We start from the raw sequence: 20,834 nt of genomic DNA, 5'->3' as shown, positions 1-20,834 counted from the left end.
TGCCGGCTAAGCAGCAGTGGCGGCCAGGTTGCCCATGTGCTGCTCTAGCCGGGTGCGCAACCAGCGCTCGGCCGGGTCGTTGTCAGTCAGGCTCAGCCAGACCATGGACAACTCCTGTGCCGGCACCTCGAACGGGCAGGGTTCGTCGCGCAAATTGCCCCACCCCAGCAACGCCTTCGCCGCGTAGTCGGGGCAGCTCGCCAGCAGATTGGTCGCGTTGAGGGCCGCCGGCAGCGAGCTGAACTGCGGAATCGACAGTACCACCTTGCGGTCGCGGCCGATTTTAGCCAGGCATTCATCGACGATACCGTGGATATTGGCCGTGTAAGAGACTTGAACATGGGGGCGGGTACAGAACTCGTCCAGGGTCAAAGGTGCGTCAGCGTTATCGGCGCGCAGGATGCGTGGTTCGACGCGTCTGAGCAGTTTGCGCTTGGCATTCGCGGGCAGTTCACGGGTCTCGGTGATGCCGACGGTGATGTCGCCAGACGCCAATAGGTCGGGAATGCGCCAATAGTCGGCATGCTGGATGATCACGACCACGTTGGGGGCTTCATCGCGCAGCGCCGCCAGAAAGGGCGGCAGCAGGGCGAATTCGACGTCGTCGGAAAGGCCGATCTTGAAGGTCAGGCAGCTTTCCAGCGGATCGAACTGGTGTGCGAGGCTGAGCGCCGTGGCCATGGCATCCAGCGCTGGCGACAGATGCCGGATGATTTCTTCGGCGCGGCGAGTGGGCTCCATGCGGTGGCCTACTCGAACAAACAGGGGGTCATTGAACAGCGTTCGCAGCCGTCCCAGTGCTGTGCTGACGGTTGGCTGGCCTAAATACATTTTTTCGGCGACGCGGGTGACGTTTTGTTCCTGCATGAGCGCTTCGAAAATGACCATCAGGTTGATGTCGGATTTTCGCAGTTCATTTCGATTCATGGGCGCCTTTCAACTGCCGTGCAAGTTGGCGCATGGCAGTGCCGGGAAAGTTGAGCTAAGAGTGTCTGATGGTCGAGCTAGACGCACTCAGGCCATAGAAAATATTTCAAATTGTTACGCGGCGCGAAACTTAGCATGTGCTTTTCAGTGGCACCATCGCGCTTTCTGGAATGCCTAGTTACCGTTTTCGCAACAATGGTGAGCGATCGCTGTTACGGAAGCTCTGAAAAAGACTTACTACGTCAACTTTTTGCGGGCAACGCAGATGTGTACCAACGGCGTGCGAGAGATGGGCGGGGCAGGCAGAAAAATTTCAAATATGCCCCCAATCTTGCCCCTAGGTCGCTCGTGATACACGAGCGAGCGAAAATGGCGGGAGCTGGAAAAATTCCATCAGGGTTCTAATGGTTATTGTTAACTCCCCATTGGAGTCAGGGGTATCGTGAGTCGCTGTCAGGGCGTCCAGAAAATTCAGGGCGATTCATCCTTTGGCGTGTCCATGGCGCCTACCTCAGGAATGCTCTATCACCATCACTGCAGTAGTGTCCGCCTCAAGTGCTTCGAACACGTGAGGCACATTCGCCAGGTAGCTGATGTAGTCGCCGGCATTCAGCAGCGACCACAAGGTTTCGATGCTGGGGTTACCGATTCCCGACTCCAATTGAGACAAGGTCGACTTCGCCACCCCGGCGCGCTTCGCCAACTCGGTCAAGGAAAGCCCGGAGGCCGTGGTGTTCTGGCGTTGCTTGTTCGGCGCGATGGCGATGCTGGTTGCGTGCCTGATCCTCGGGGTGCTGCGCCGCTCCCTGATCAGCGCCTACAAACATTCCTCTATCGCCATTGCCACGGTGGTCTACCACGTTCAGCCGTTCATGCTGGTCGGTTTGGGTGTGCTGTTTTTCGCTGAACGCCTCAGCGCCGCCAAGGTTGGCTGGCTGCTGTTGGCCTTCGCCGGGCTGATGCTGATTGTGTCCGCCAAGGGCAGTGGGCAGGCCACCGGCGCCGACTACGTGCTCGGCGTTTGCCTGGCCCTGGCTTCGGCCTTTTTCTACGCGTTGGCGGCGGTGATCACCAAGCGCCTCAAGGACTTGCCCGCGCACCTGATCGTGCTGATCCAGATGGTGGTAGGCGTGGTGGTCCTGGCCCCGTTCGTGGATTTCGGCAGGGTCGATACGGTCGAGGGGGACTGGACATATCTGATCATTATCGGCGTGGTCCATACCGGGCTCATGTCGACCCTGCTGTACAGCGCCATCCAGAAAATCCCCACGGCGCTGGTTGGCACACTGTCGTTCATCTATCCGGTCGTTGCCATCCTGGTCGATGGACAGCGAGTGGCGGGACTGATTAAGACTTTTCCCAACCTACAGTTCCACACAACAAGAGTCATGTGATGACCGTAAGTAACGAAGCTATCGTCCAAGCCATTGCCGCGCGTTTCAACATCGAAGAAAGCCGCATCGTCCCTGATGCCTCCCTTGAGGACCTGGGTTTCGACTCGCTGTCGCAGGTCGACCTGGCCCAGTTGCTGAGGAAGAAACTCGGCGTGCAGATCAGCGATGCACAGCTGTCGGAGGTCGCCACTGTCGGTGACGTTCTGGCGTTGGCCAACGGTAAGGCGTGATCCTCAACGAAGTGCTGGCGGCGACGAACCATTTGCGCGAGCAATGGGGCGTGACGGTGCAGGTCTGGAGTGTCACCAGTTTCAGTGAGCTTGAGCGCGATGCCAGGTCAGCCCAGCACGCATGCCTGGCGGGTACGCAGACTACACAGGGACATGTCGAGCAATGCCTGGGCGGGGCCGCGCGGTCGTGGCGGCGACGGACTATGTCAGTGCGCCGTTCAAGGTGCTGGGCACGGATGGTTTCGGCTGTTCAGACACGGTCGCCAAAGCCCGCCGTGTCATGGACGGTACGGATAATCGCCATGCTTGACCGTCGTGGATAGCCAGGATTGACCTGGGCAGTGTTCCAACTCAGCTACCTGTGGCTGGTGTGGCAGGTGCTGTCATATGACCTTGAGGGGTGGCGTACCTTGCTGGTCGCCAACCATCTGGCTCAGCAGCAGTGCCTGCAACTCTTTTGCGTGCCGTTGTGAGTGCCCGGTCACCCAGCGTTTAAGTATGCGCCGGCTTGAATCAAAGACTCTCAGGATCGCTAAAAACATTTTGACTAGGCTCTAGGACGGTCGTTTCAGCTCAAAAAAAAATTGTGCCCCCACTTGCGCCGGCTGTGCCAGCAATCATGAATGGCGATTCCTGATAAACACCGGCTTGGATTTGGCTGGCTTTCAGTGTAATTCCACATTTGATCTGGAAGTCGGGGCCAGAACTCAATCGTCAAGAGACCGGCTATCAGCGATAGCGAACCGGTAAATCCGCATTAGTTGAAGGTCATGGATCTCTTCTAGCCGGTTATCTGATTCTCCAACTGATTAGCGTCTGATGGCGCTCGTTTCCCCGAGGATTCTCCCGGCGTCTTGTGCAGGAGGAAGTCCAAACACCCGTGAATAATCCCTGCTGAATTGTGTCGCACTTTCATAGCCGACCTCGAAGGCAGCAGCCATGACGCTCTTGGCATGGGCCACCATCAGTGTTCTAGCCTGGAGCAGGCGAACCCGTTTTTGATACTGCAAAGGGCTCAGGCTGGTCACTGCTTTGAAGTGACGGTGAAACGCCGAGACGCTCATTGATGCTCGTTCCGCCAGGCGTTCCACCCCAATTGGCTCAGCGAAGTCACGGCGGATCCACTGGATCGCCATGTTGACTCGGGCCATTGCCGTATCCGGTGCCGCGATCTCCCGCAGCATCCAGCCATGGGGACCCTGGAGCACACGGAAGATAATCTCCCGTTCATAAACCGGGGCCAGGGCTGCGATGGCGTCCGGATCGCCCATTAATCGCAACATTCGCACCCAGGCATCCATCAGGTCGGTTGTGACTGGCGCTACGGAAAACCCGAGCGTGCTCTCAACGCGGCTGGCAGGTTTGGGCAGGTCTGCAAATAGCGTCGACAGCACTGTCGGGTCAAGAGTCAGACTGACGGCCAGGTAAGGTTCTCCCGATACGTTCGGATGCACAGACCCCACCGCGGGTAAATCGATGGACATGACGAAATAGGTCGCAGGGTCATACCGAAGCGTCCGATCCCCCACGCTCATGCTTTTACTGCCTTGCAGGATCAGATTGATCATCGGGTCATAGACCGCCGCCAGCATGTGTTCGGGGATTTTGCCCTGAACCATGGCCACGCGGGGGATGCCCGTTTCGGTACGGCGATTTTCAGCCCTGGCCGCGAGCGACCTTAGTTCATTCAGTTGATTGTCCATGCCGGGCATGCTGACGGCAGAACCCTGCGCCATGCAAGCGAAAAGCAGAAACAGGCAGGTTTCGAGTAGAAACGGGTACGACCCTGGCGGTCGTGATGAGTACTGTGGGGCCACATATAAGCCACAGAGGAACATCAAATGAGCATCATCGTGATTACCGGTGGCAGCCGTGGAATCGGTGCCAGTGCCGCCGAGCACATTGCTCGGCGCGGTATGGGGGTCATCCTGACCTACAACACTGATCCCCAGGCTGCCGACACCGTCGTGGAACGTATCGAGCGCGTCGGTGGCAAGGCTGTCGCTCTCAAGCTCGACGTGTCTGATGTCGGTAGCTTCGAGGCATTTCGGCAGTCAGTGGAACTGACCTTAAGGGACACCTGGAACGCCACCACGCTAAGTGGCCTGGTCAACAACGCCGGCTACGGTCTGTTCAATCCCTTGGCAACTGTCACCCAGGCACAGTTCGATGGTCTGTTCAACGTGCACCTCAAAGGGCCGTTTTTCCTCACCCAAACCCTACTGCCGCTGTTCTCGGAAAACGCCAGTATCGTCAACCTGACGAGTGCCACTACCCGCGTCGCCACCGCTGGCGTGGCGCCCTATGCGGCGTTTAAGGGGGGGCTCGAAGTGCTCACCCGTTACATGGCCAAAGAATTCGGCGAGCGGCGAATACGGGCCAACGCGGTATCACCCGGCGCCATCCGTACCGAATTGGGTGGCGGGCTGAACGCTGAGTTCGAGGCGAAGCTGGCGGCGCAAACGGCACTCGGCCGGGTCGGCGAGCCGGAAGACGTCGCGCGCGTTATCGCCATGTTAGTGTCAGAGGAGGGCGCCTGGATCAATGCCCAGACCCTCGAAGTGGCCGGCGGCTACAACATCTGAATCATAAGGGTTGTGCCATGCTGGATCATATCTTTTTGTCCGTGAGCGATATTGCACGGTCCATCCGTTTCTACGAAGCTGCCCTGACCCCGTTGGGTATCACCGCGCGCCTGAACTACGATGGCAAGGATGGCCCACCGGGTCATCCTGACCTGAAAGGCTTCGGTGCCAAAGGCCGGATGTTTTTCTGGTTGCGTGAAGGCGTTGTGGACGGGCGCGCGGTACAGGTTGGTTTTGTCGCAAGCAGCCAGGCTGAAGTTGATGCCGCTTATACCGCTGCCCTGCATCAGGGGGCGGTCGACAACGGCCCGCCTGGGGCACGCTTGCATTACGATCCCGACTACTACGCTGCCAATGTGCTGGACCCGGATGGGTACAGCCTCGAATTTGTTTTTAAGAAATGGCAGCACATCCAATGAGTAGGCTTCTGATATACGGCGCAGCGGGCTATACCGGGCGGATGGCTGCTGAGCGAGCAAAAGCGCTCGGTCTGGATTTCGAAATCGCCGGGCGTAATGCCAAGCGTCTCGAATCGCTCGCAGCGCAGTTGGACGTGCCTTATCGGGTGTTTGATACCAATGATGCCGAAGGCTCTTTATCTGGCATCTCAGTATTGCTGAACTTCGCAGGGCCATTCGCACAAACGGCCGAATCGTTGATGCACGCCTGTATCAAGGCCGGCGTGCACTATCTGGACATCACTGCCGAGATCAATATTTACCGCATGGCCGAGGGGCTGGGCGCTGAAGCGGCTGCGAATCACGTCATGCTGTTGCCGGGTGTCGGCTGGGATGTCGTTCCTACCGATTCGTTGGCGGTGCATGTTGCCACGCGTGCAGTAAAACCGGTTGCGCTGAGTATCGCGCTTCAGGTCCCCGGTTTGATGTCTCGCGGGTCTGCGATGAGCGTCAGCGAGATCATCGGCGCAGGCGTGCTCGCCAGGGTCGATGGCGAACTTGTTGCGACACCGGACGCAGCGCCGCGCCTCTTTGATTTTGGCCAGGGGCCGGTCCTCTGTGCACCATTGTCTTTCGGCGACCTGGTGACGGGCTGGCATTCGACCGGCATCCGCAACATTGCGATGTTCGTGCATCTCACGGGTGATGCGTTTCCCGAAGGTGATCTGTCGCAGTTGCCTGATGGCCCCACACCTCAGCAAAGGGCCGCTCATCGCGCGCGTGCAGTGGTTGAGGTCACCGGGACAGATGGCGCAATCGCGCGGTCGGTGATTGAAACCGTGAACGGCTATTCCTATACGCCGCTGGCGGCAGTAGAAGCTGCGCGTCGGGTACTGAACGGAGAACGGCAGCTGGGTTTTGCAACACCGGCCAACGTGTTTGGTGGTGGGTTTGCCGAGAGTATTGCCGGCACGGTGATCACCGACTTCTGAGGTGGGTGTTGGCTGTTCAAGAGGCTGTTATAAACTCTTCAGCAGGGGCAGGCGTCCTGAATCTGGCCGCGTCCCGTGCCGGAGGCAGACCGAACAGGCGTGCGTACTCCCGGTTGAACTGGGAGGCGCTTTCGTAGCCAACGGTATAGGCTATGGACGTCGCGTCGAGTGTATCGAACAGCAACAGCCAGCGCGCCCTCAGCAAGCGCAGGCGCTTCTGGTACTGAATCGGTGTCATGGCTGTCACGGATTTGAAGTGCCGATAGAAGGCGGCAACGCTCATGTCTGACATGCGCGCCAGTGGTTCGACGCGAAAAGGCTCGGCGTAATGCTCACGGATCCATTGGGTAACGCGGCGGATCTGCGTCATTCGGCCATCCGGTCGTGCAACGTCACGGAGAATGCCGCCCAATGGTCCTTGTAGCGCGCGCAACAAAATTTCGCGCTCTATCATAGGCGCCAGTATCGCAATCTCATGTGGGCGATCCATGAGCCGCATCATTCGTAACCATGCATCAACCATTTCGGCTGGCGCACGCACGCCCTCAAAACACGAGTTTTGTGATGCCCTCGGTGCCTCGCCCTCGTCCATCAGCAGCGTAGCGATTACATCGGGATTCAAGGTCAGACTGACCGCAAGATAGGGCTTATCCAGGGTGTCGGCGTGAACCTGGCCCGTCGCGGGCACGTCGACGGGCACCAGGAAATAGGTGCCTTCGGCATACCTGGAAACATCCGCACCTATCGATAGGGTTTTGGTGCCTTGAAGCACCAGATGCAACATCGGCGGATAAACCTGATCCGCACAAGCCTCTGCCCGGACCATGGCCACACGGGGCAATCCGGTTTCAGTCCACTTGTCTTGCGCGCGCATCACGATACTGCGCAGTTCTGCCAGTGACTTTTCCATACCTGCCACCGTGAGCTAAACCCTGGTGCATAGCAAGCTAGCTGAGAAGAATAGGCAAGGATGTGCGAATAACCGGCAAACGTCTGATCTTTCGATCGCTGAATACTGATAGCACGCGGCTCGTTGCACTAGCGGTCATTCAGGCCCCGACTGCAATCAGGCCTCATATCACGTCATTTTCAAAAGGTCAGTTTATGAAACTCGAAGGAAAAGTAGCGGTTGTCACGGGCGCCTCCAAAGGCATAGGCGCCGGGATCGCCAAGGCTTTGGCCGCAGAGGGCGCAACAGTCATCGTCAACTACGCCTCCAGCAAGTCCGACGCGGACGCAGTCGTTGCGCAGATCGCAGAGAACGGCGGTTGTGCCTTTGCTGTCCAGGCAGACATGAGCCAGGCAGCTGATGTGGTTCGACTGTTTGAAACGATCCGGACCAAATACGGAACCCTGGATGTGCTGGTTAACAATGCCGGTGTCGCGGTGTTCCAGATGATCGATGACCTGACTGAAGAAGCCTTCCACAAGCAGTTCAACCTGAACGTGTTGGGCTACCTTCTGGCTGTACGCGAGGCCGTCAAGCTGCTGGGCCCGACAGGCAGCATTATCAATATCAGCTCGATTCTCAGCACCGATCCCTACCTGGCTTCGAGTGTTTACTCGGCGACCAAGGGCGCGGTCGATACCTTGACCTTTGCACTGGCCAGGGAGCTGGGGGCGCGTGGTATCCGGGTCAACTCGATCCTGCCAGGGCACACGAACACGCCGGCGACTGACGGAAATTTTGCCGGTGAATTTGGTGAAAAGCTCATCGCGGGAACTCCGCTGGGTCGCTTCGGTGAGCCAGAAGATATCGCACCATTGGCCGTGTTCCTGGCGTCGCAGGACTCGCACTGGGTGACAGGCGAATCCATCCGGGCTTCAGGCGGTGTTCGTGGTGTGGGCTACTGACGCCACTGAACCAACCAAAGACGCACGCCCCCGTTACTATTGAGTAATGGGGGCGTGCTTCCAACAGTGCAGGCGCGTGGACAGGCCCCGGACTCAGCACATTGTCCAGAATGCCTGTGAAATGGCAGAAATGATCAGCTTAATGGCCTGCCCGACGAAGCCTAGAGACTGTCAGGATCGCCAAAAAACATTTTGACTGGGCTCTAGGACAACATTTTCAGGCAGAAAAATTTCAAATATGCCCCAAGTTGCCCCCAGGTCGCTCGTGATACATGAGCGAACGAAAAATGGCGTCTACCTCAGGAATGCTCTATCACCATCACTGCAGTAGTGTCCGCCTCAAGTGCTTCGAACACGTGAGGCACATTCGCCAGGTAGCTGATGTAGTCGCCGGCATTCAGCAATACAGGCCCAGTCGCCGGGCCAATATGGGCGCTGCCGCTGCACAGCACTACGTGCTCTACGGTTCCCGGTGGGTGAGGCTGAGACAGCCGAACTTCGCCGGGCTGCACCTTGAGCCGGTAGATGTCGCGCTGTACTCCCGCCTGGCAATCGGCAAGCAGTGTCGCTGCGTAATTGGCAGTCTCGGCATAGGTGGTCATGCCCTCGTTGGCGCGAATCACCCGCAACGGCTGTTGGGGTTGCTCGAAGAACCGGGTGACTTGCAAACCCATTGCCATCGCCAGCGACCACAAGGTTTCGATGCTGGGGTTACCGATTCCTGACTCCAATTGAGACAAGGTCGACTTCGCCACCCCGGCGCGTTTCGCCAGCTCGGTCAAGGAAAGTCCTGCGGCCAAGCGTTCGCGTTTGATTGAAAGCGCCAGCAGGTCGATTCGGCTCGGGTTATTTCTCGACAGGTTGTTCGTTATATTGGTCATTCGTTTTATAAATCATCCTTAATTGGGTTGACGCGCTTTGGTGCTTTGTTCATTATAATGGTTAATAGTTCATTATAAAGTTTATTTTGCCGAGGCAGCGTCCGCGAATGGCGGCTTAGGTTACGGCAATGTCGACAGCAAGGAAGCAGTGAGTGATGAAGTCGCAATCCCGTGGGACGCTCGAAATGATTTCGGCCATGGTCATCTCCGGCACGGTGGGCTGGTTCGTCATCATGTCGGGGCAGAGCCCGGAGGCCGTGGTGTTCTGGCGTTGTTTGTTCGGTGCCCTGGCGATGCTGGTCACGTGCCTGGTGCTTGGGGTGCTGCGTCGGTCCCTGATCAGCGCCCGGCAGTTCATTCTGGTATGCCTGGGCGGGGTGGCGCTGATTTTGAACTGGGTGCTGCTGTTCAGTGCCTACAAACATTCCTCTATCGCCATTGCCACGGTGGTCTACCACGTTCAGCCGTTCATGCTGGTCGGTTTGGGTGTGCTGTTTTTCGCTGAACGCCTCAGCGCCGCCAAGGTTGGCTGGCTGCTGTTGGCCTTCGCCGGGCTGATGCTGATCGTGTCCGCCAAGGGCAATGGGCAGGCCACCGGCGCCGACTACGTGCTCGGCGTTTGCCTCGCCCTGGCTTCGGCCTTCTTCTATGCCGTGGCGGCGGCGATCACCAAGCGTCTCAAGGACTTGCCCGCGCACCTGATCGTGCTGATCCAGATGGTGGTAGGCGTGGTGGTCCTGGCCTCGTTCGTGGATTTCGGCAGGGTCGATACGGTCGAGGGGGCCTGGACATATCTGATCATTATCGGCGTGGTCCATACCGGGCTCATGTCGACCCTGCTGTACAGCGCCATCCAGAAAATCCCCACGGCGCTGGTTGGCACACTGTCGTTCATCTATCCGGTCGTTGCCATCCTGGTCGACTGGGTTGCCTTCGATCATCCGCTCAGCACCCTGCAAGTGCTTGGCGCGAGCGCGATCCTGCTGGCGGCGGCGGGCATGAATTTTGGATGGTCGCTGGGCCGTGCCCTGCGTCAGGAAGCGAACTAGGGCCGCGCGTGACACCACGCGCCTCAGATAATTGACAATCAGCAAATTTCCAGCGGCCTGGATACCACGCCCGAATGGATCGAATCGCGCACGGGCATTCGTGAGCGTCGAATGGTCAATGATGGGTTGAGCATGCTCGACCTGGCAATCAAGGCTGGCGCGCGCTTGCAAGGTGTCTAGAGAATCCGGGGCGATTCAGTCGCTCAATTGGCTGAAATCCTCCAAGACCCCGCGCGAAGCGGGCACTTTGATACTATGATCATTGCCAATGCAGGGGGTTCAATTGCCGGCCGCCAAGGAGAGGAATCTGTATGTGTCTGCTTCTTCATGCCTGGTCCTGCTATTGGAACGACCGAATGAGTAGCCTGGTAACGCGTGTCCATCGGCCCTTCGTAGGGCGACACAACCGAAGAGCTTGGGCAACTGGCCAAGGGCACTAACCCCATCAAAGCCAGTGTCGTTGGCCAGCAGTCCGATGCCGGCAAGACACTAGGTGGGTGGGCTTCAGGTTTTTTTAAAAGGCAATATGGAACAACCCCGCACGCGCCATACAGGGAAACGTTCAATGCCTGCGTCAAACTTCACAGTGTCGAAGATCTCCTATCTGCGGGCCAACTGCTCCAACCAGATCGAGCCGTCGATCCAGGCTGCCGGCAGGTGCGGGTGGATTACTGCTGGTCAATCCCTGGCACGTCGGAGAACAGCATGAACACTAAACCAATCCACACACTCTTGTGGCGCTTCGCCGGCTGCGTGGCGGGGCTGGCGATAGTTGCCGCCAATCCAGCCCAAGCGGCTGACGATGGCAGCGCTGGCGGCCCGACCGCAGGCTATAGCATCGCCTTCAGCAATTCCTACGCGGGCAGCGATTTTCGCAAGGTGATGGTGCGCAACTGGCAGGAAATTGCGCTCCAAGCGCAAAAGGATGGCTTGATCCGGGAGGCCCCGGTGGTCAGCGCCAATAACTCGGCATCGGAACAGGCGGCCCATATCCAGGACATGATCGTCAAGGGCGTCAATGCCATTGTCATCCTGGCCGCTTCCGACACGGCCCTCAACGGGGTGATCCGCGACGCCTGCAACGCCGGCATTGTGGTGGTCGTCATGGCCAGCCTAGTCACCGAACGTTGCGTCTATACCGTGGATTACAACTGGTCCGCCATGGGCCGTGTGGAAATGGATTACATCGCCGAGCGTCTTAAGGGCAACGGAACGTTGCTGGAGATCCGCGGCATAGCCGGCGATGCCACCGATAAAAACATCAGCGACGGCATTCGCAAGGCCGCCAGCGACTATCCGGGACTGAAATTCGCCAAGACCGTGTACGGGAACTGGACGGCTTCCGTCGCCCGCAAGGAGGTGGCGCTGGCGCTGCTGTCGTTGCCCAAGATTGATGCCGTGGCGACTCAGGGTGGCGATGGTTACGGGGCGGCCATGGCGTTCAAGGCGGCAGGACGCCCTTTGCCGATCATCGTGATGGGGAACCGCCAGGACGAACTCGCCTTGTGGAAGCAGGAGCGCGATGCCAATGGCTACGAGACCGTCTCTGTCTCTGCCTCGCCGAGTGTCTCCCAAGTGGGGTTCTGGGTGGCCCAGCAGATCCTGGCGGGCAAGCCGGTGCCGAAGTTCGTCGAGGTGCCGCTGGTGCGTATCGATGCGAAAGACCTGGACACCTGGCTCGCCACTATGCCGGTGGGCGGCGCCGCCAATCCTTTCTACAGCCAGGCTTCCGTTGCGGCGATGATCGACGCGGCCATCAACAATGCGGCGGCGCCGGGGCCTTTGCCGGAGGTCAAGAAACAGTAGCGGCGGGCTAGGAGGCGAGGCCCCATGTTGACATTCAAATCAGCCACGGCCAGGCCCATTGCCGTCAGGATCGGCCTGGCGGTTGCCGCACTGGTGTTCTTGATGCTGGCGGTATCGCTGGTGAACCTCTACGGCCTGCGAGGCATGGTACGTGCGGTGGATTCCGCCAGTCATTCCGCAGAGATCCTGGCCTCGGTCAACGGGGCCACCGGGCGGGTGGAAAACTTCATTGCCACCCGCGACCAGGAAAGCTTGTCCCAGGCAGAAGGCATGGTGGCGACGGCTATCGCCGGCCTTGACGACATTCCGGTGGTAGAGGCGCAATCGCTCAAGGGCAGTCTGGAAAGACTCTCTGCGGCGATCGCCGCTTTACGGGCGGCGACCCTGACCATGGATGGCGAAACGGAGAACATGACAGCCCACTACAGCCGAATGCGAGAGGCGACGATCCTCGTCGAACAGGGCATCGCCGATGGGCTGAAGGGGCTTGATTCCCGCGCCGCTGACCACAAGGCGCAGGTGAGCAATATTGAGAGCGCCCATCGCATCCTGGATATCCTGCGCAACGGAGAGCGGATCATCACCGCCAATGTGGCCAAGGTGCTGGTGACCGGTGATGGGGCGGCCGCCACTGCGGCGAGGAACGCCTGCGCGGCACTGCCGCCCGTGGTCGAGCAATTGCGCGAGTTGATGGAGGCGCCACAGGAGGTGGAGGCCCTGGGGCAGTTGGCGACGGCGATCACTGCTGCCAGCCTGGCGGTCGAGCAGCTTGGCAAGGCGCCCAAGCTCCTGGGAGGCGAGGCTTTGCGAGATCTCGGCGCGGTTGGGGATGTGGCCGAGCGCCTCGAAGCAATGTTGGGTGAGGTGGACGAGCACATTGCCCGTGACGCCAGTGACATTCAGGCAGCCACCGGTTTACTGCAAAATGCAGCCGCATTGTCCAAGCGTTTCGCCGAGCGGGTGGCCACCCTGGAAGCGCAGACGTTGTCGTTTCGCCTGTCACCGTCGGCCGAGGTCGCCGACTCTGTCGGCGCCATCCTGGATGAGCTCTCCCGTCTCTCGCGCGTTCTCCCTTCGTCTGTGGGGCCGCAGACCAACGCTACACCCCTGACGGTCAGCGATCAGATTGCTGGCTACCGGGCCGCATTCGCCAGATTCCATCAGGCGAGCAACGCCTTGAGCGACGCGCGTGACCAAGTTCGCAACGAGGCCCGGAGCGCGGGCCTGTTGGTTGCGCGCTTCGCTGGCGAGGCGCGCTCAGACGCCTTGGCCCACAAGGATCGCGGCATGCTTGCGGCAATCATCGCGGGCACCGTCGCCATCCTGCTGGCCGGTGCCATCGCCTGGAGCACCTCGCGGTTTGTCGCGCAGCCCATCGTCGCCCTGGCCTCGGTCATGCGCCGGCTTGCTGCCGGTGACCTGACCGCCGAGATCGCCAGCGTTGGACGCGGCGATGAGATTGGGATCATGACGCGGGCCGTGCGGGTGTTCCAAGAAAATGCGTTGCGCATCCGGGTGCTGGAGGCCGAAGCCGACGCCGAACGACAGCAGGTCCAGGCCTCGTTGGAGAGAATGGTCGCCGAACGAACCGACACGCTGCACCGGCAGACTGAGGTGCTGGAGGCGCAGGCCGTCGAGCTCATTCAGGCGCGCAACCAGGCCGATACGGCTAACCAGGCCAAGAGCGATTTCGTGGCCACGGTCAGCCACGAATTGCGCACCCCTCTGACGCTCATTCTGGCCCCGCTGGAGCAGCTCTCGGCGGCGACTACCCCGCCGGCAGACTGGCGCGTGCAGATCGAGCGCGCCCAACGCAACGCGCTGCGCTTGATGAACCGGGTGAACGACATCCTCGATTTTTCCAAGGCTGAAGCCGGCAAGTTTGAGTTGTGCCCGGCGCCGATTGATTTGAACCAGGCGGTGGGTGTGCTGGCCGAGGATGCGGCCATGGTGGCCAAGGGCAAAGGTTGCACCTTGACCTGCAGCATCGATCCCGTCCTTGGCACGGTGTTCCTGGACCCCCGGCACTTCGAGAAGATTCTGCTCAACCTGGTGAGTAACGCCATCAAGTTCACCCCCGCTGGCGGTACCGTGCATCTGGCCGTCACTGCGCTCGATGACGAGCGATTTGAGCTGTCGGTGCAAGACTCGGGCATTGGCATTGCGGCTGACAAACTGCCGCTGTTGTTCCAGCGTTTTTCCCAGATCGATAACTCCGCCACGCGCCAATACAGCGGCACAGGCATAGGTCTCGCCCTGGTCAAGGATCTGGTCGAACTGATGGGGGGCGAAGTCGGCGTCAACAGTGAGCCTGGACGGGGGGCGTGCTTCTTTGTTCGATTTGCGCGGGGGGCTGAGCAAAACACAGTGCCGACCGAAGTCAGCGATATACATGAGCAATCGTCACCCACCACAATCATCACAGCCGAGCAGCGCCACCTGCTTTTCGACGACGGTCGCCATGGCAGTAGCAACGACCAAGCCTCGACTGGAGAGGGCACCCCGGAGCACGCCTTGCAGTCCAGGGTGCTGGTGGTAGATGACAGCCCGGAAATGCTTAGCTACCTCAGCGAGCTTTTGCGCGACGACTACATCGTCGTCACCGCCGCTGACGGAGAACAGGCCTGGGCAACACTGCAGCGTCGAGCAATCGATGTCGTTCTCTCGGATGTGATGATGCCGGAGCTCGACGGCTTTGGCCTGACCGCCAGAATCAAAGCCAGCGCGGGTTTCGCCCATATACCCGTCATCCTGTTGACCGCCCGCGGCGGCAGCGAGGCCTGCGTCTCCGGGCTGGAGAGTGGCGCCGATGACTATATTGCCAAACCCTTCTCGCCGCTGGAGCTCAAGGCTCGCGTACGCGCGGCCCTACGCATGAGCCAGGTGCAAGCCGAACTGAATGCAAAATCCCGTCAGGCGGGCATGGCCGAAATCGCCACGACGGTGCTGCACAACGTCGGTAATATCCTCAACAGCGTGAATGTATCGGCAGAACTGGTCAGCAGTCAGATGCGCACTTCCAAGGCCCAGGGCCTGGGCAAGGTGGCTCAGATGCTGAACGAGCATATCAATGACCTGAGCGAATTCCTCACCCGCGACAACAAAGGGAAGATGCTGCCCGACTACCTGCTCAAGCTGGCGGAGGTGGTGACGGCAGAGCAACAGGGCATCATCGAAGAGCTCGGGCAACTCACCAAGGGCATTGACCACATCAAAACCATTGTTGCGGCCCAGCAGTCCTATGCCGTTGCCGTCAGTGTCGTCGAGACAATACCGGTCTCAGAGCTGATTGATGATGCCTTGCGCATGAGTGCCGGGGCACGGGTGCGCCAGGAGGTGATAGTGGTCAAGGACATTGCCGACTTGCCCCTGCTGTCGCTGGACCGTCACCGAGTGCTGCTGATTCTGATGAACCTGATCAGAAACGCCAATCAGGCGTTGGACGGCGTGGTCGATCGCAGCCCGTGCATAACGTTCAACGCCGCCCTCGCGGACGGGCCAGTACTGCGTATCACGGTAACTGACAACGGCAGCGGGATTACGCCCGAGCACCTGACGCGTATCTTTTTCCATGGCTTCACGACGCGCAAAGAGGGACACGGTTTCGGCCTGCACAGCTGCGCGCTCGCCGCGCAGGAAATGGGTGGCAGCTTGACCGTGCACAGCGACGGAGCGGGACAGGGCGCAACCTTCATCCTCGAAATCCCTCTTGATGCTCAGCAGAGCAGGGAATGAGCACCGAACCTAAACCCATTAATTTGAATCATCTGCATCTGTTTGATGTTTTTGAAGGCTGCAGAGATAGGGTGGATGACGCTGTTTGGGTGGATGACGCTGTTTATGAGCAGTTGTGCAGGATTGTTGCTCAGTCGTGGAGGATGGTGTTACTGAGTAAATTTCCAGAAAAGAAATTTTGTGTGCAAGCGATAGTGTCTGATCAGGAATATGGTCCAGTGGTTACTTTCTCCCAGGTCAGAGAGTAGCTTCATGGATGTCATCTAATCGATGGCATTGCACTGCAGACCCGTTGGAATCCGTGGCGTGCCGTTGGCTTCACAGGTCCGCCGCAGTGGGGCGCAGGCAGCCCACCAAGCCACTGCTGGGCAGGTCGCCGTAGCGGACACCATATCGAAGCCGTCTTCCACCAAGTCCACCACACGGTCGTTGGCCTGCAATTCGATATCCACTTCCGGGCAGGTCTTGAGATGCGCGGCGAGCGCCGGGATCAGTCGGTCCGAGGCCCAGGGTCGCCGAGGCGTAGCAATCCACTGGAAGTGGATGGAGCTCCATGGTTTGTGGAAAGGCAGACATGATCAGCCGAACAGCCTGCCAGACGACGCCTAAAGACTCTCAGGGTCGCCAAAGAACATCTGAATCCGCGATCGCAACCAACGCTCCCCCGGATCATTGTCCTGCGAGCCCCGCCATGCCATGTGCAACTCGAACGAGCGCACCGGCAGTGGCGGATCCTCGGCTCGCAAGCCGCCCGCCGCGGTCAGGGCCTCGGCGGCGTAGTCCGGCACGATGGCGACGATGTCGGTCCCGGCAAGCAGGGTGCCCAGGCCGTTGAATTGCGGCACGGCCAACACCACATGGCGTTTGCGGTCGAGCTTTTCGAGTTCTTCGTCGATAAACCCACTCAAATCCCCGGCAAATGACACCAGCGCATGAGGGCGGGCGCAGAAGTCGTCCAGGCTGAGGGCGCCGGGCACGCTGTCGGCGCGTAGCAGTTTCGGCAGGCTGCGGCGCAGTACCTTGCGCTTGGCGTTGGCCGGTAGCTCGGCGGTGTAGCTGACGCCGATGGAGATTTCGCCGGAGGCGAGCAGACCGGGCATCAGGATGTAATTGACACGGCGCACGACGAGCACGATGCCGGGGGCTTCGGCGCGCAGGCGTTTGAGCAGTTGGGGGAGCAGGGCGAACTCGACGTCGTCCGACAGGCCGATGCGGAACACGGCAGTGCTGGTGGCCGGGTCGAATTCGGCGGCGCGGCTGACGGCGGTGGAAATCGAGTCCAGGGCCGGGGACAGCAGGGCGAAAATTTCCACGGCGCGGGCTGACGGCTCCATGCTGCGCCCGGTACGCACAAACAGCGGGTCATCGAAAAGACCGCGCAGGCGCGACAACGCCGCGCTGATGGCCGGCTGGCCGAGGAACAATTTCTCGGCGGCACGGGTCACACTGCGCTCATGCATCAAGGTTTCGAATACGATCAAGAGGTTAAGGTCGACACGACGCAGGTCGTTACGGTTCATCTTGTGTCCTGGATGAGTCTGTAAACTTGACGAGAGCGGCCATACATGATCCCTATGATCTCCATGCTCGGAGCATGACCGGCATGAATCTTACGGGGAAAGGCTGGTACTCTGCACCGGCTAATTGAGTTTTCCTACGATAGTTGAGGTCTATTCCTCAGTCGCGGAATCAATGACAGACATGTCGACTATTAACGGCGACCGGTGGTCTTACCCGGAAAGCCCAGATAGAGTTCAGGGCAATAGAGGTTACTTTGACGAGGTTTGCGATGTCCCGCACGATCCGTTTTCACAAGTTTGGTCCGGCTGAGGTGCTCAAGTGCGAAGAGCATGCAGCCGCGCAGCCTGCACCGGGCGAAGTGCAGGTACGTGTCGAGGCAATTGGCATCAGTTGGTATGACATTTTGTGGCGCCAGAACCTGGCGTCTTCCCACGCACGTTTGCCGTCCGGCCTTGGCCACGAGATGGCCGGGGTGGTCGTAGCCCTGGGCGACGGCGTGGATGACTTGGCCGTGGGCGATAAAGTCGCCAGTTTTCCCGCCGAGAGCCCCAATGATTACCCGGTGTATGGCGAACAAATCGTCCTGCCCCGTTCGGCGTTGACCCGTTATCCGGATGTCTTGAGCCCGATCGAAGCCAGCGTGCATTACACGCCGCTGTTGATTGCATATTTTGCATATGTGGACTTGGCGCGGGTCAAACCCGGCCAGTTTGCCTTGGTGACCGACGCCAGCCACTGCGCCGGCCCGTCCTTTGTGCAACTGGGCAAGGCCTTGGGTGTGCGTGTGATTGCCGCGACCAAGGACAGCGCGGAGCGCGAGTACCTGCTGTCCCTCGGGGCGGAAAAGGTCATCGTCACCGAAGAGCAGGACCTGCTCATGCAAATCAACAAGTTCACTGATAATCGCGGCGTTGACGTGGTGTTCGATGGCTTGGGCGGCCCGCAGATGTCGTTACTCGGTGATGTCTTGGCGCCGCGTGGCAGCCTAGTGCTGTATGGCCTGCAAGGTGGCAACCAGACGCCATTCCCGGCCTGTGCGGCGTTCCAGAAGAATATTCAGTTCTTTGTGCATTGCATCGGCAACTTCACCGGCAAACCGGAGCTGGGCATCATCCAGGACCAAGTGGCATTGCAGCGCGCGTTGCGCGACATCAACCAGATGACCGCCGACCGTGTGCTGGTCCCGCTGAAAACCACCGTGTTTCCATTCAGCCAGTTCGTCGAAGCGCACCGCTACATGGACGAATGCCCGTGCCGTGAGCGCGTCGCATTGCAGGTTGAAGCTGTTTGAGCTGTAGGAGTATTCGCAAATGAATACTCCGGCGTCTGAACGGATGGGGCAAATGCGCCATTTGTCAGGGCTTAACCCTCGCGGCGTTTAAGCCGCCATCAGGGCGCCAGGCCCCGCAAAACACGAGCTTTCCCCCCGATGCCGCGCTGTATTCCAGCGCGGCATCTGTGTGTGCGCGTAATCAACGGCTTGCCCAATTGCCATCTGAACTGGTTTCTTGCGGCGTTCTGTATCTGTTAATCATTATGCCAGTGCCGATAATCGTGACTTCACTCTCATCTCAAGGATTGAGCAATGATTGAATGTCTGACGTTCCGGCCTGATACATATGAAATTAAATTATCGCGATGCTTGCCTGCGAGACAGGGTGCAGCTGTTGGGTTAGGTAACTCCAATTTATTGAAGTTTGATTGGTTAAACTGGATCTTTTCTTTATGTCGGATGCATCCTTAGTTTCCTGCTTAAGCCGGTGTAGGGCATTGTCGGAACGGTCCTAGGGTAGCCAGGACGCCCTGGCGCAAGGGTCTCAAGGAGAGGCGGCGCGAAGGGCACACAATTGGCATTCCCTGTCGAATTGTTACGGCGTGCTAAGGTTTATTTATCGTTACGCCACGCGGTGTGACGACATTCCTACGCATCTAATGGGTCGAGCAAATAACCTCGGCAGTTACTTGGAACTGATATTTCAACTCAGGTAGTAGAACTATGAGCGCAATTCACGAACAAGCCATGAACTATGTTTATCAGCAAGTTCTGCAACGTTTGGTCGGGCACTTCACGCGCGCCGAACGTACCGCACTTCAATTATTGATTCAGCGAATTGTCGTGGCTGCCGGTGGCATGGAACAAGTGGGCGATTACAAAGTGTTGGTTGCCCATGGGGGCGGCGAAGTCAGCAGCTATACCCTGGCACTGCTGCGTGCGGCGCAACTGACTATCGCGGGCCGCGCGCCCAGGACTTTCAATTTGCGTGTGGCGACGCTCCGACATGCCGGCATGACCCAGGCCACGCTGGATAGCCTGCAGCGTGGCTACAGCACACTGTTTTTCCACGACGACCCGCGGGTCGAGCTGCTGATGGTGGAAAACCAGGTAGTGCAGCCGTTCAACCACCAGCGCCCGGCCTCAGGTGCGGGCCGGGAGGTCAGCCAGCGCAATATGCTGATGGTGGGGCACCTGACCTCCGGGGATATTCGCGCGACGTTGTGTAACGATACTTACCTGTCCCTGGGGGATTTCTACCAGCGTGTCACCACCTGGAACGGAGGGGTGCATGCGCTGGTCAGCGGTGATTCACCGCGCAAGCAAAGCCAGTACCTGGCGTGGTTGAAAAAAGCGGCCCAAGCGGCCGGCGTCAGCACTGCGCCGGGCAAGCCGGCCTCGCTCACCGGGTTGTTCGCGCGCATGGAGGAGTGGAGCAACGGCTGTTATCAAGACCTCTATGGCGAGCAATACGTTGCCCATGAGAGCCCCGGCCGGGGTGGGCACCGCCATTTGGCCTACATTGGTATCGCCGACCTGCTTAACAACGTCGACGTTGCTTCAACCCCTCTGCTCAGCGACTTCCTGGGCTACGTCCCCGATCCGTTTGGTTTTCACTTCAGTCATCCGGCCTACCCCAACCCGCTGCTGATGGCTCACCTGCGCGGGGTGCAGGCCCAGTGCCTGCGCGAGCTGTCCTACGAGGACGGCGTGGCGGGTTTTCTGCGCCAGGCGATGGACTACCTGTGTCACCGGCAAATTCCTGAACATTTGATCGCAGAGGCCTGCGGTGGGGAAGGGCGTGTGCAGTCGACGGCCTACGCCCAAGAGTTCTTTGGCCTGGAGGAGGCCCAGTTGACCTGTTTGCTGTTCTCGCCCTTCATCCATCATGGTGAGCGGTTGGAGGGTTACCTGCGTCAATGCCACCCAGGCATGCTGGTGGCACTCCCCGAGTTGCACAAGGTGCTCCAGGGCAAGCCGGCAGCCGACATGCTGCAGCAATGGGCGATCGACACCAGCGGCTTGCCGTTGCCTCTGCTCCAGCACCTTTACCGCAAGCGCCCGTTGGCGGTTGAACAGGGCGCCGATGCGCGCAAGCGCCGGGCCGCACGCCTGCAGACCAACGCCGAGGCGCGGGCGTTTCAGTTGTTCGGGCGCTAGGCGGGTGCGTCGGTGTGTGCGTCCAGGTA

Annotated in this window: 20 protein-coding genes and 2 pseudogenes; 16 read left to right on the top strand and 6 right to left on the bottom strand. The window is 59.4% G+C overall.

The annotated features are described in order from the left end of the window. Positions 1-6: 6 nt before the first annotated feature. Both AC07W0_RS12210 and AC07W0_RS12205 read right to left on the bottom strand, forming a co-directional pair. Positions 7-927, bottom strand: a complete 921-nt coding sequence (locus tag AC07W0_RS12210) for a LysR substrate-binding domain-containing protein (RefSeq protein ID WP_017845651.1) — start codon at positions 925-927, stop codon at positions 7-9. Positions 928-1,438: 511 nt separating this feature from the next. After that, positions 1,439-1,711, bottom strand: coding sequence for a helix-turn-helix domain-containing protein (locus AC07W0_RS12205; RefSeq protein WP_167331350.1), 273 nt, complete (start codon positions 1,709-1,711; stop codon positions 1,439-1,441). Between AC07W0_RS12205 and AC07W0_RS12200 the strand changes: the two genes are divergently transcribed. The 4 genes from AC07W0_RS12200 to AC07W0_RS12185 are packed head-to-tail and all read left to right on the top strand — an operon-like array spanning position 1,659 to position 3,024. Further along, a complete protein-coding gene (locus AC07W0_RS12200) occupies positions 1,659-2,321 on the top strand; it encodes a DMT family transporter (protein ID WP_256583787.1) in 663 nt (220 codons plus the stop codon). The two genes, AC07W0_RS12205 and AC07W0_RS12200, sit on opposite strands and share 53 nt — an antisense overlap. Further along, positions 2,321-2,551 (top strand): acyl carrier protein, encoded by a 231-nt coding sequence (locus AC07W0_RS12195; protein ID WP_102617487.1) that lies wholly within the window; start codon positions 2,321-2,323, stop codon positions 2,549-2,551. Before AC07W0_RS12200 ends, AC07W0_RS12195 begins: the two co-directional genes overlap by 1 nt. Further along, the gene (locus AC07W0_RS12190; RefSeq protein ID WP_371918764.1) at positions 2,548-2,874 is read left to right on the top strand and encodes a transketolase-like TK C-terminal-containing protein; all 327 of its coding nucleotides are present in this window, start codon (positions 2,548-2,550) and stop codon (positions 2,872-2,874) included. The genes AC07W0_RS12195 and AC07W0_RS12190 overlap by 4 nt, the downstream gene beginning before the upstream one ends. A gap of 6 nt (positions 2,875-2,880) precedes the next feature. Then, complete coding sequence (locus AC07W0_RS12185) at positions 2,881-3,024, top strand: hypothetical protein (protein WP_158243609.1); 144 nt, start codon at positions 2,881-2,883, stop codon at positions 3,022-3,024. Positions 3,025-3,360: 336 nt separating this feature from the next. Here the strand turns inward: AC07W0_RS12185 and AC07W0_RS12180 are convergent, their stop codons facing one another. Continuing rightward, positions 3,361-4,254, bottom strand: a complete 894-nt coding sequence (locus AC07W0_RS12180) for an AraC family transcriptional regulator (protein ID WP_102617504.1) — start codon at positions 4,252-4,254, stop codon at positions 3,361-3,363. A gap of 138 nt (positions 4,255-4,392) precedes the next feature. On the opposite strand from AC07W0_RS12180, the gene AC07W0_RS12175 reads away from it, so the two are divergent. From AC07W0_RS12175 to AC07W0_RS12165, 3 genes are read left to right on the top strand one after another with little or no spacing between them, the layout of a single operon-like run. Continuing rightward, on the top strand, positions 4,393-5,136 hold the full coding sequence (locus AC07W0_RS12175; protein ID WP_102617486.1) for an SDR family NAD(P)-dependent oxidoreductase: 744 nt from the start codon (positions 4,393-4,395) through the stop codon (positions 5,134-5,136). A 17-nt stretch (positions 5,137-5,153) separates the two neighbouring features. Beyond that, entirely contained in the window at positions 5,154-5,555 is a 402-nt protein-coding gene (locus tag AC07W0_RS12170; RefSeq protein ID WP_102617485.1) for a VOC family protein, read from the top strand. Next, positions 5,552-6,526, top strand: a complete 975-nt coding sequence (locus tag AC07W0_RS12165) for a saccharopine dehydrogenase family protein (protein ID WP_102617484.1) — start codon at positions 5,552-5,554, stop codon at positions 6,524-6,526. Before AC07W0_RS12170 ends, AC07W0_RS12165 begins: the two co-directional genes overlap by 4 nt. A gap of 16 nt (positions 6,527-6,542) precedes the next feature. On the opposite strand, the gene AC07W0_RS12160 is transcribed toward AC07W0_RS12165, so the two are convergent. Next, positions 6,543-7,436, bottom strand: coding sequence for an AraC family transcriptional regulator (locus AC07W0_RS12160; protein WP_102617483.1), 894 nt, complete (start codon positions 7,434-7,436; stop codon positions 6,543-6,545). A 194-nt stretch (positions 7,437-7,630) separates the two neighbouring features. Here AC07W0_RS12160 and AC07W0_RS12155 point away from each other — a divergent pair, with 194 nt between their 5' ends. Further along, positions 7,631-8,380: a glucose 1-dehydrogenase gene (locus tag AC07W0_RS12155; RefSeq protein ID WP_102617482.1), complete on the top strand. Its 750-nt coding sequence runs from the start codon at positions 7,631-7,633 to the stop codon at positions 8,378-8,380. Positions 8,381-8,679: 299 nt separating this feature from the next. Here the strand turns inward: AC07W0_RS12155 and AC07W0_RS12150 are convergent, their stop codons facing one another. After that, positions 8,680-9,261 carry a helix-turn-helix domain-containing protein gene (locus tag AC07W0_RS12150; protein WP_102617481.1) on the bottom strand — a complete coding sequence of 194 codons (582 nt, stop codon included), beginning with the start codon at positions 9,259-9,261 and terminating at the stop codon, positions 8,680-8,682. A gap of 155 nt (positions 9,262-9,416) precedes the next feature. On the opposite strand from AC07W0_RS12150, the gene AC07W0_RS12145 reads away from it, so the two are divergent. From AC07W0_RS12145 to AC07W0_RS12120, 6 genes and pseudogenes are all read left to right on the top strand, one after another. Next, complete coding sequence (locus AC07W0_RS12145) at positions 9,417-10,310, top strand: DMT family transporter (protein WP_102617480.1); 894 nt, start codon at positions 9,417-9,419, stop codon at positions 10,308-10,310. A 705-nt stretch (positions 10,311-11,015) separates the two neighbouring features. After that, entirely contained in the window at positions 11,016-12,116 is a 1,101-nt protein-coding gene (locus AC07W0_RS12140; RefSeq protein ID WP_102617479.1) for an ABC transporter substrate-binding protein, read from the top strand. A gap of 24 nt (positions 12,117-12,140) precedes the next feature. Beyond that, positions 12,141-14,447, top strand: a pseudogene (locus tag AC07W0_RS12135) (sensor histidine kinase); the annotation flags it as partial. A 36-nt stretch (positions 14,448-14,483) separates the two neighbouring features. Then, positions 14,484-14,990: pseudogene (locus AC07W0_RS12130) on the top strand (response regulator transcription factor); the annotation flags it as partial. Next, positions 14,991-15,851 (top strand): sensor histidine kinase, encoded by an 861-nt coding sequence (locus AC07W0_RS12125; RefSeq protein ID WP_371918426.1) that lies wholly within the window; start codon positions 14,991-14,993, stop codon positions 15,849-15,851. Further along, positions 15,848-16,099 carry a hypothetical protein gene (locus AC07W0_RS12120; protein WP_256580832.1) on the top strand — a complete coding sequence of 84 codons (252 nt, stop codon included), beginning with the start codon at positions 15,848-15,850 and terminating at the stop codon, positions 16,097-16,099. Before AC07W0_RS12125 ends, AC07W0_RS12120 begins: the two co-directional genes overlap by 4 nt. 357 nt (positions 16,100-16,456) lie before the next feature. Here AC07W0_RS12120 and AC07W0_RS12115 read toward each other — a convergent pair whose 3' ends face one another. Then, a complete protein-coding gene (locus tag AC07W0_RS12115) occupies positions 16,457-17,371 on the bottom strand; it encodes a LysR family transcriptional regulator (protein WP_017845696.1) in 915 nt (304 codons plus the stop codon). 269 nt (positions 17,372-17,640) lie between these two features. Between AC07W0_RS12115 and AC07W0_RS12110 the strand changes: the two genes are divergently transcribed. Both AC07W0_RS12110 and AC07W0_RS12105 read left to right on the top strand, forming a co-directional pair. Further along, entirely contained in the window at positions 17,641-18,663 is a 1,023-nt protein-coding gene (locus AC07W0_RS12110) for a zinc-dependent alcohol dehydrogenase family protein (protein ID WP_102617476.1), read from the top strand. Between the two features lie 705 nt (positions 18,664-19,368). Next, entirely contained in the window at positions 19,369-20,805 is a 1,437-nt protein-coding gene (locus tag AC07W0_RS12105; protein ID WP_046383336.1) for a hypothetical protein, read from the top strand. Positions 20,806-20,834 lie beyond the last annotated feature (29 nt).

The organism is Pseudomonas sp. GW704-F2 (assembly GCF_059423025.1).
The sequence above is the reverse complement of the archived record's forward strand: the minus strand, read 5'-3'. Positions and strand labels throughout refer to the sequence as shown.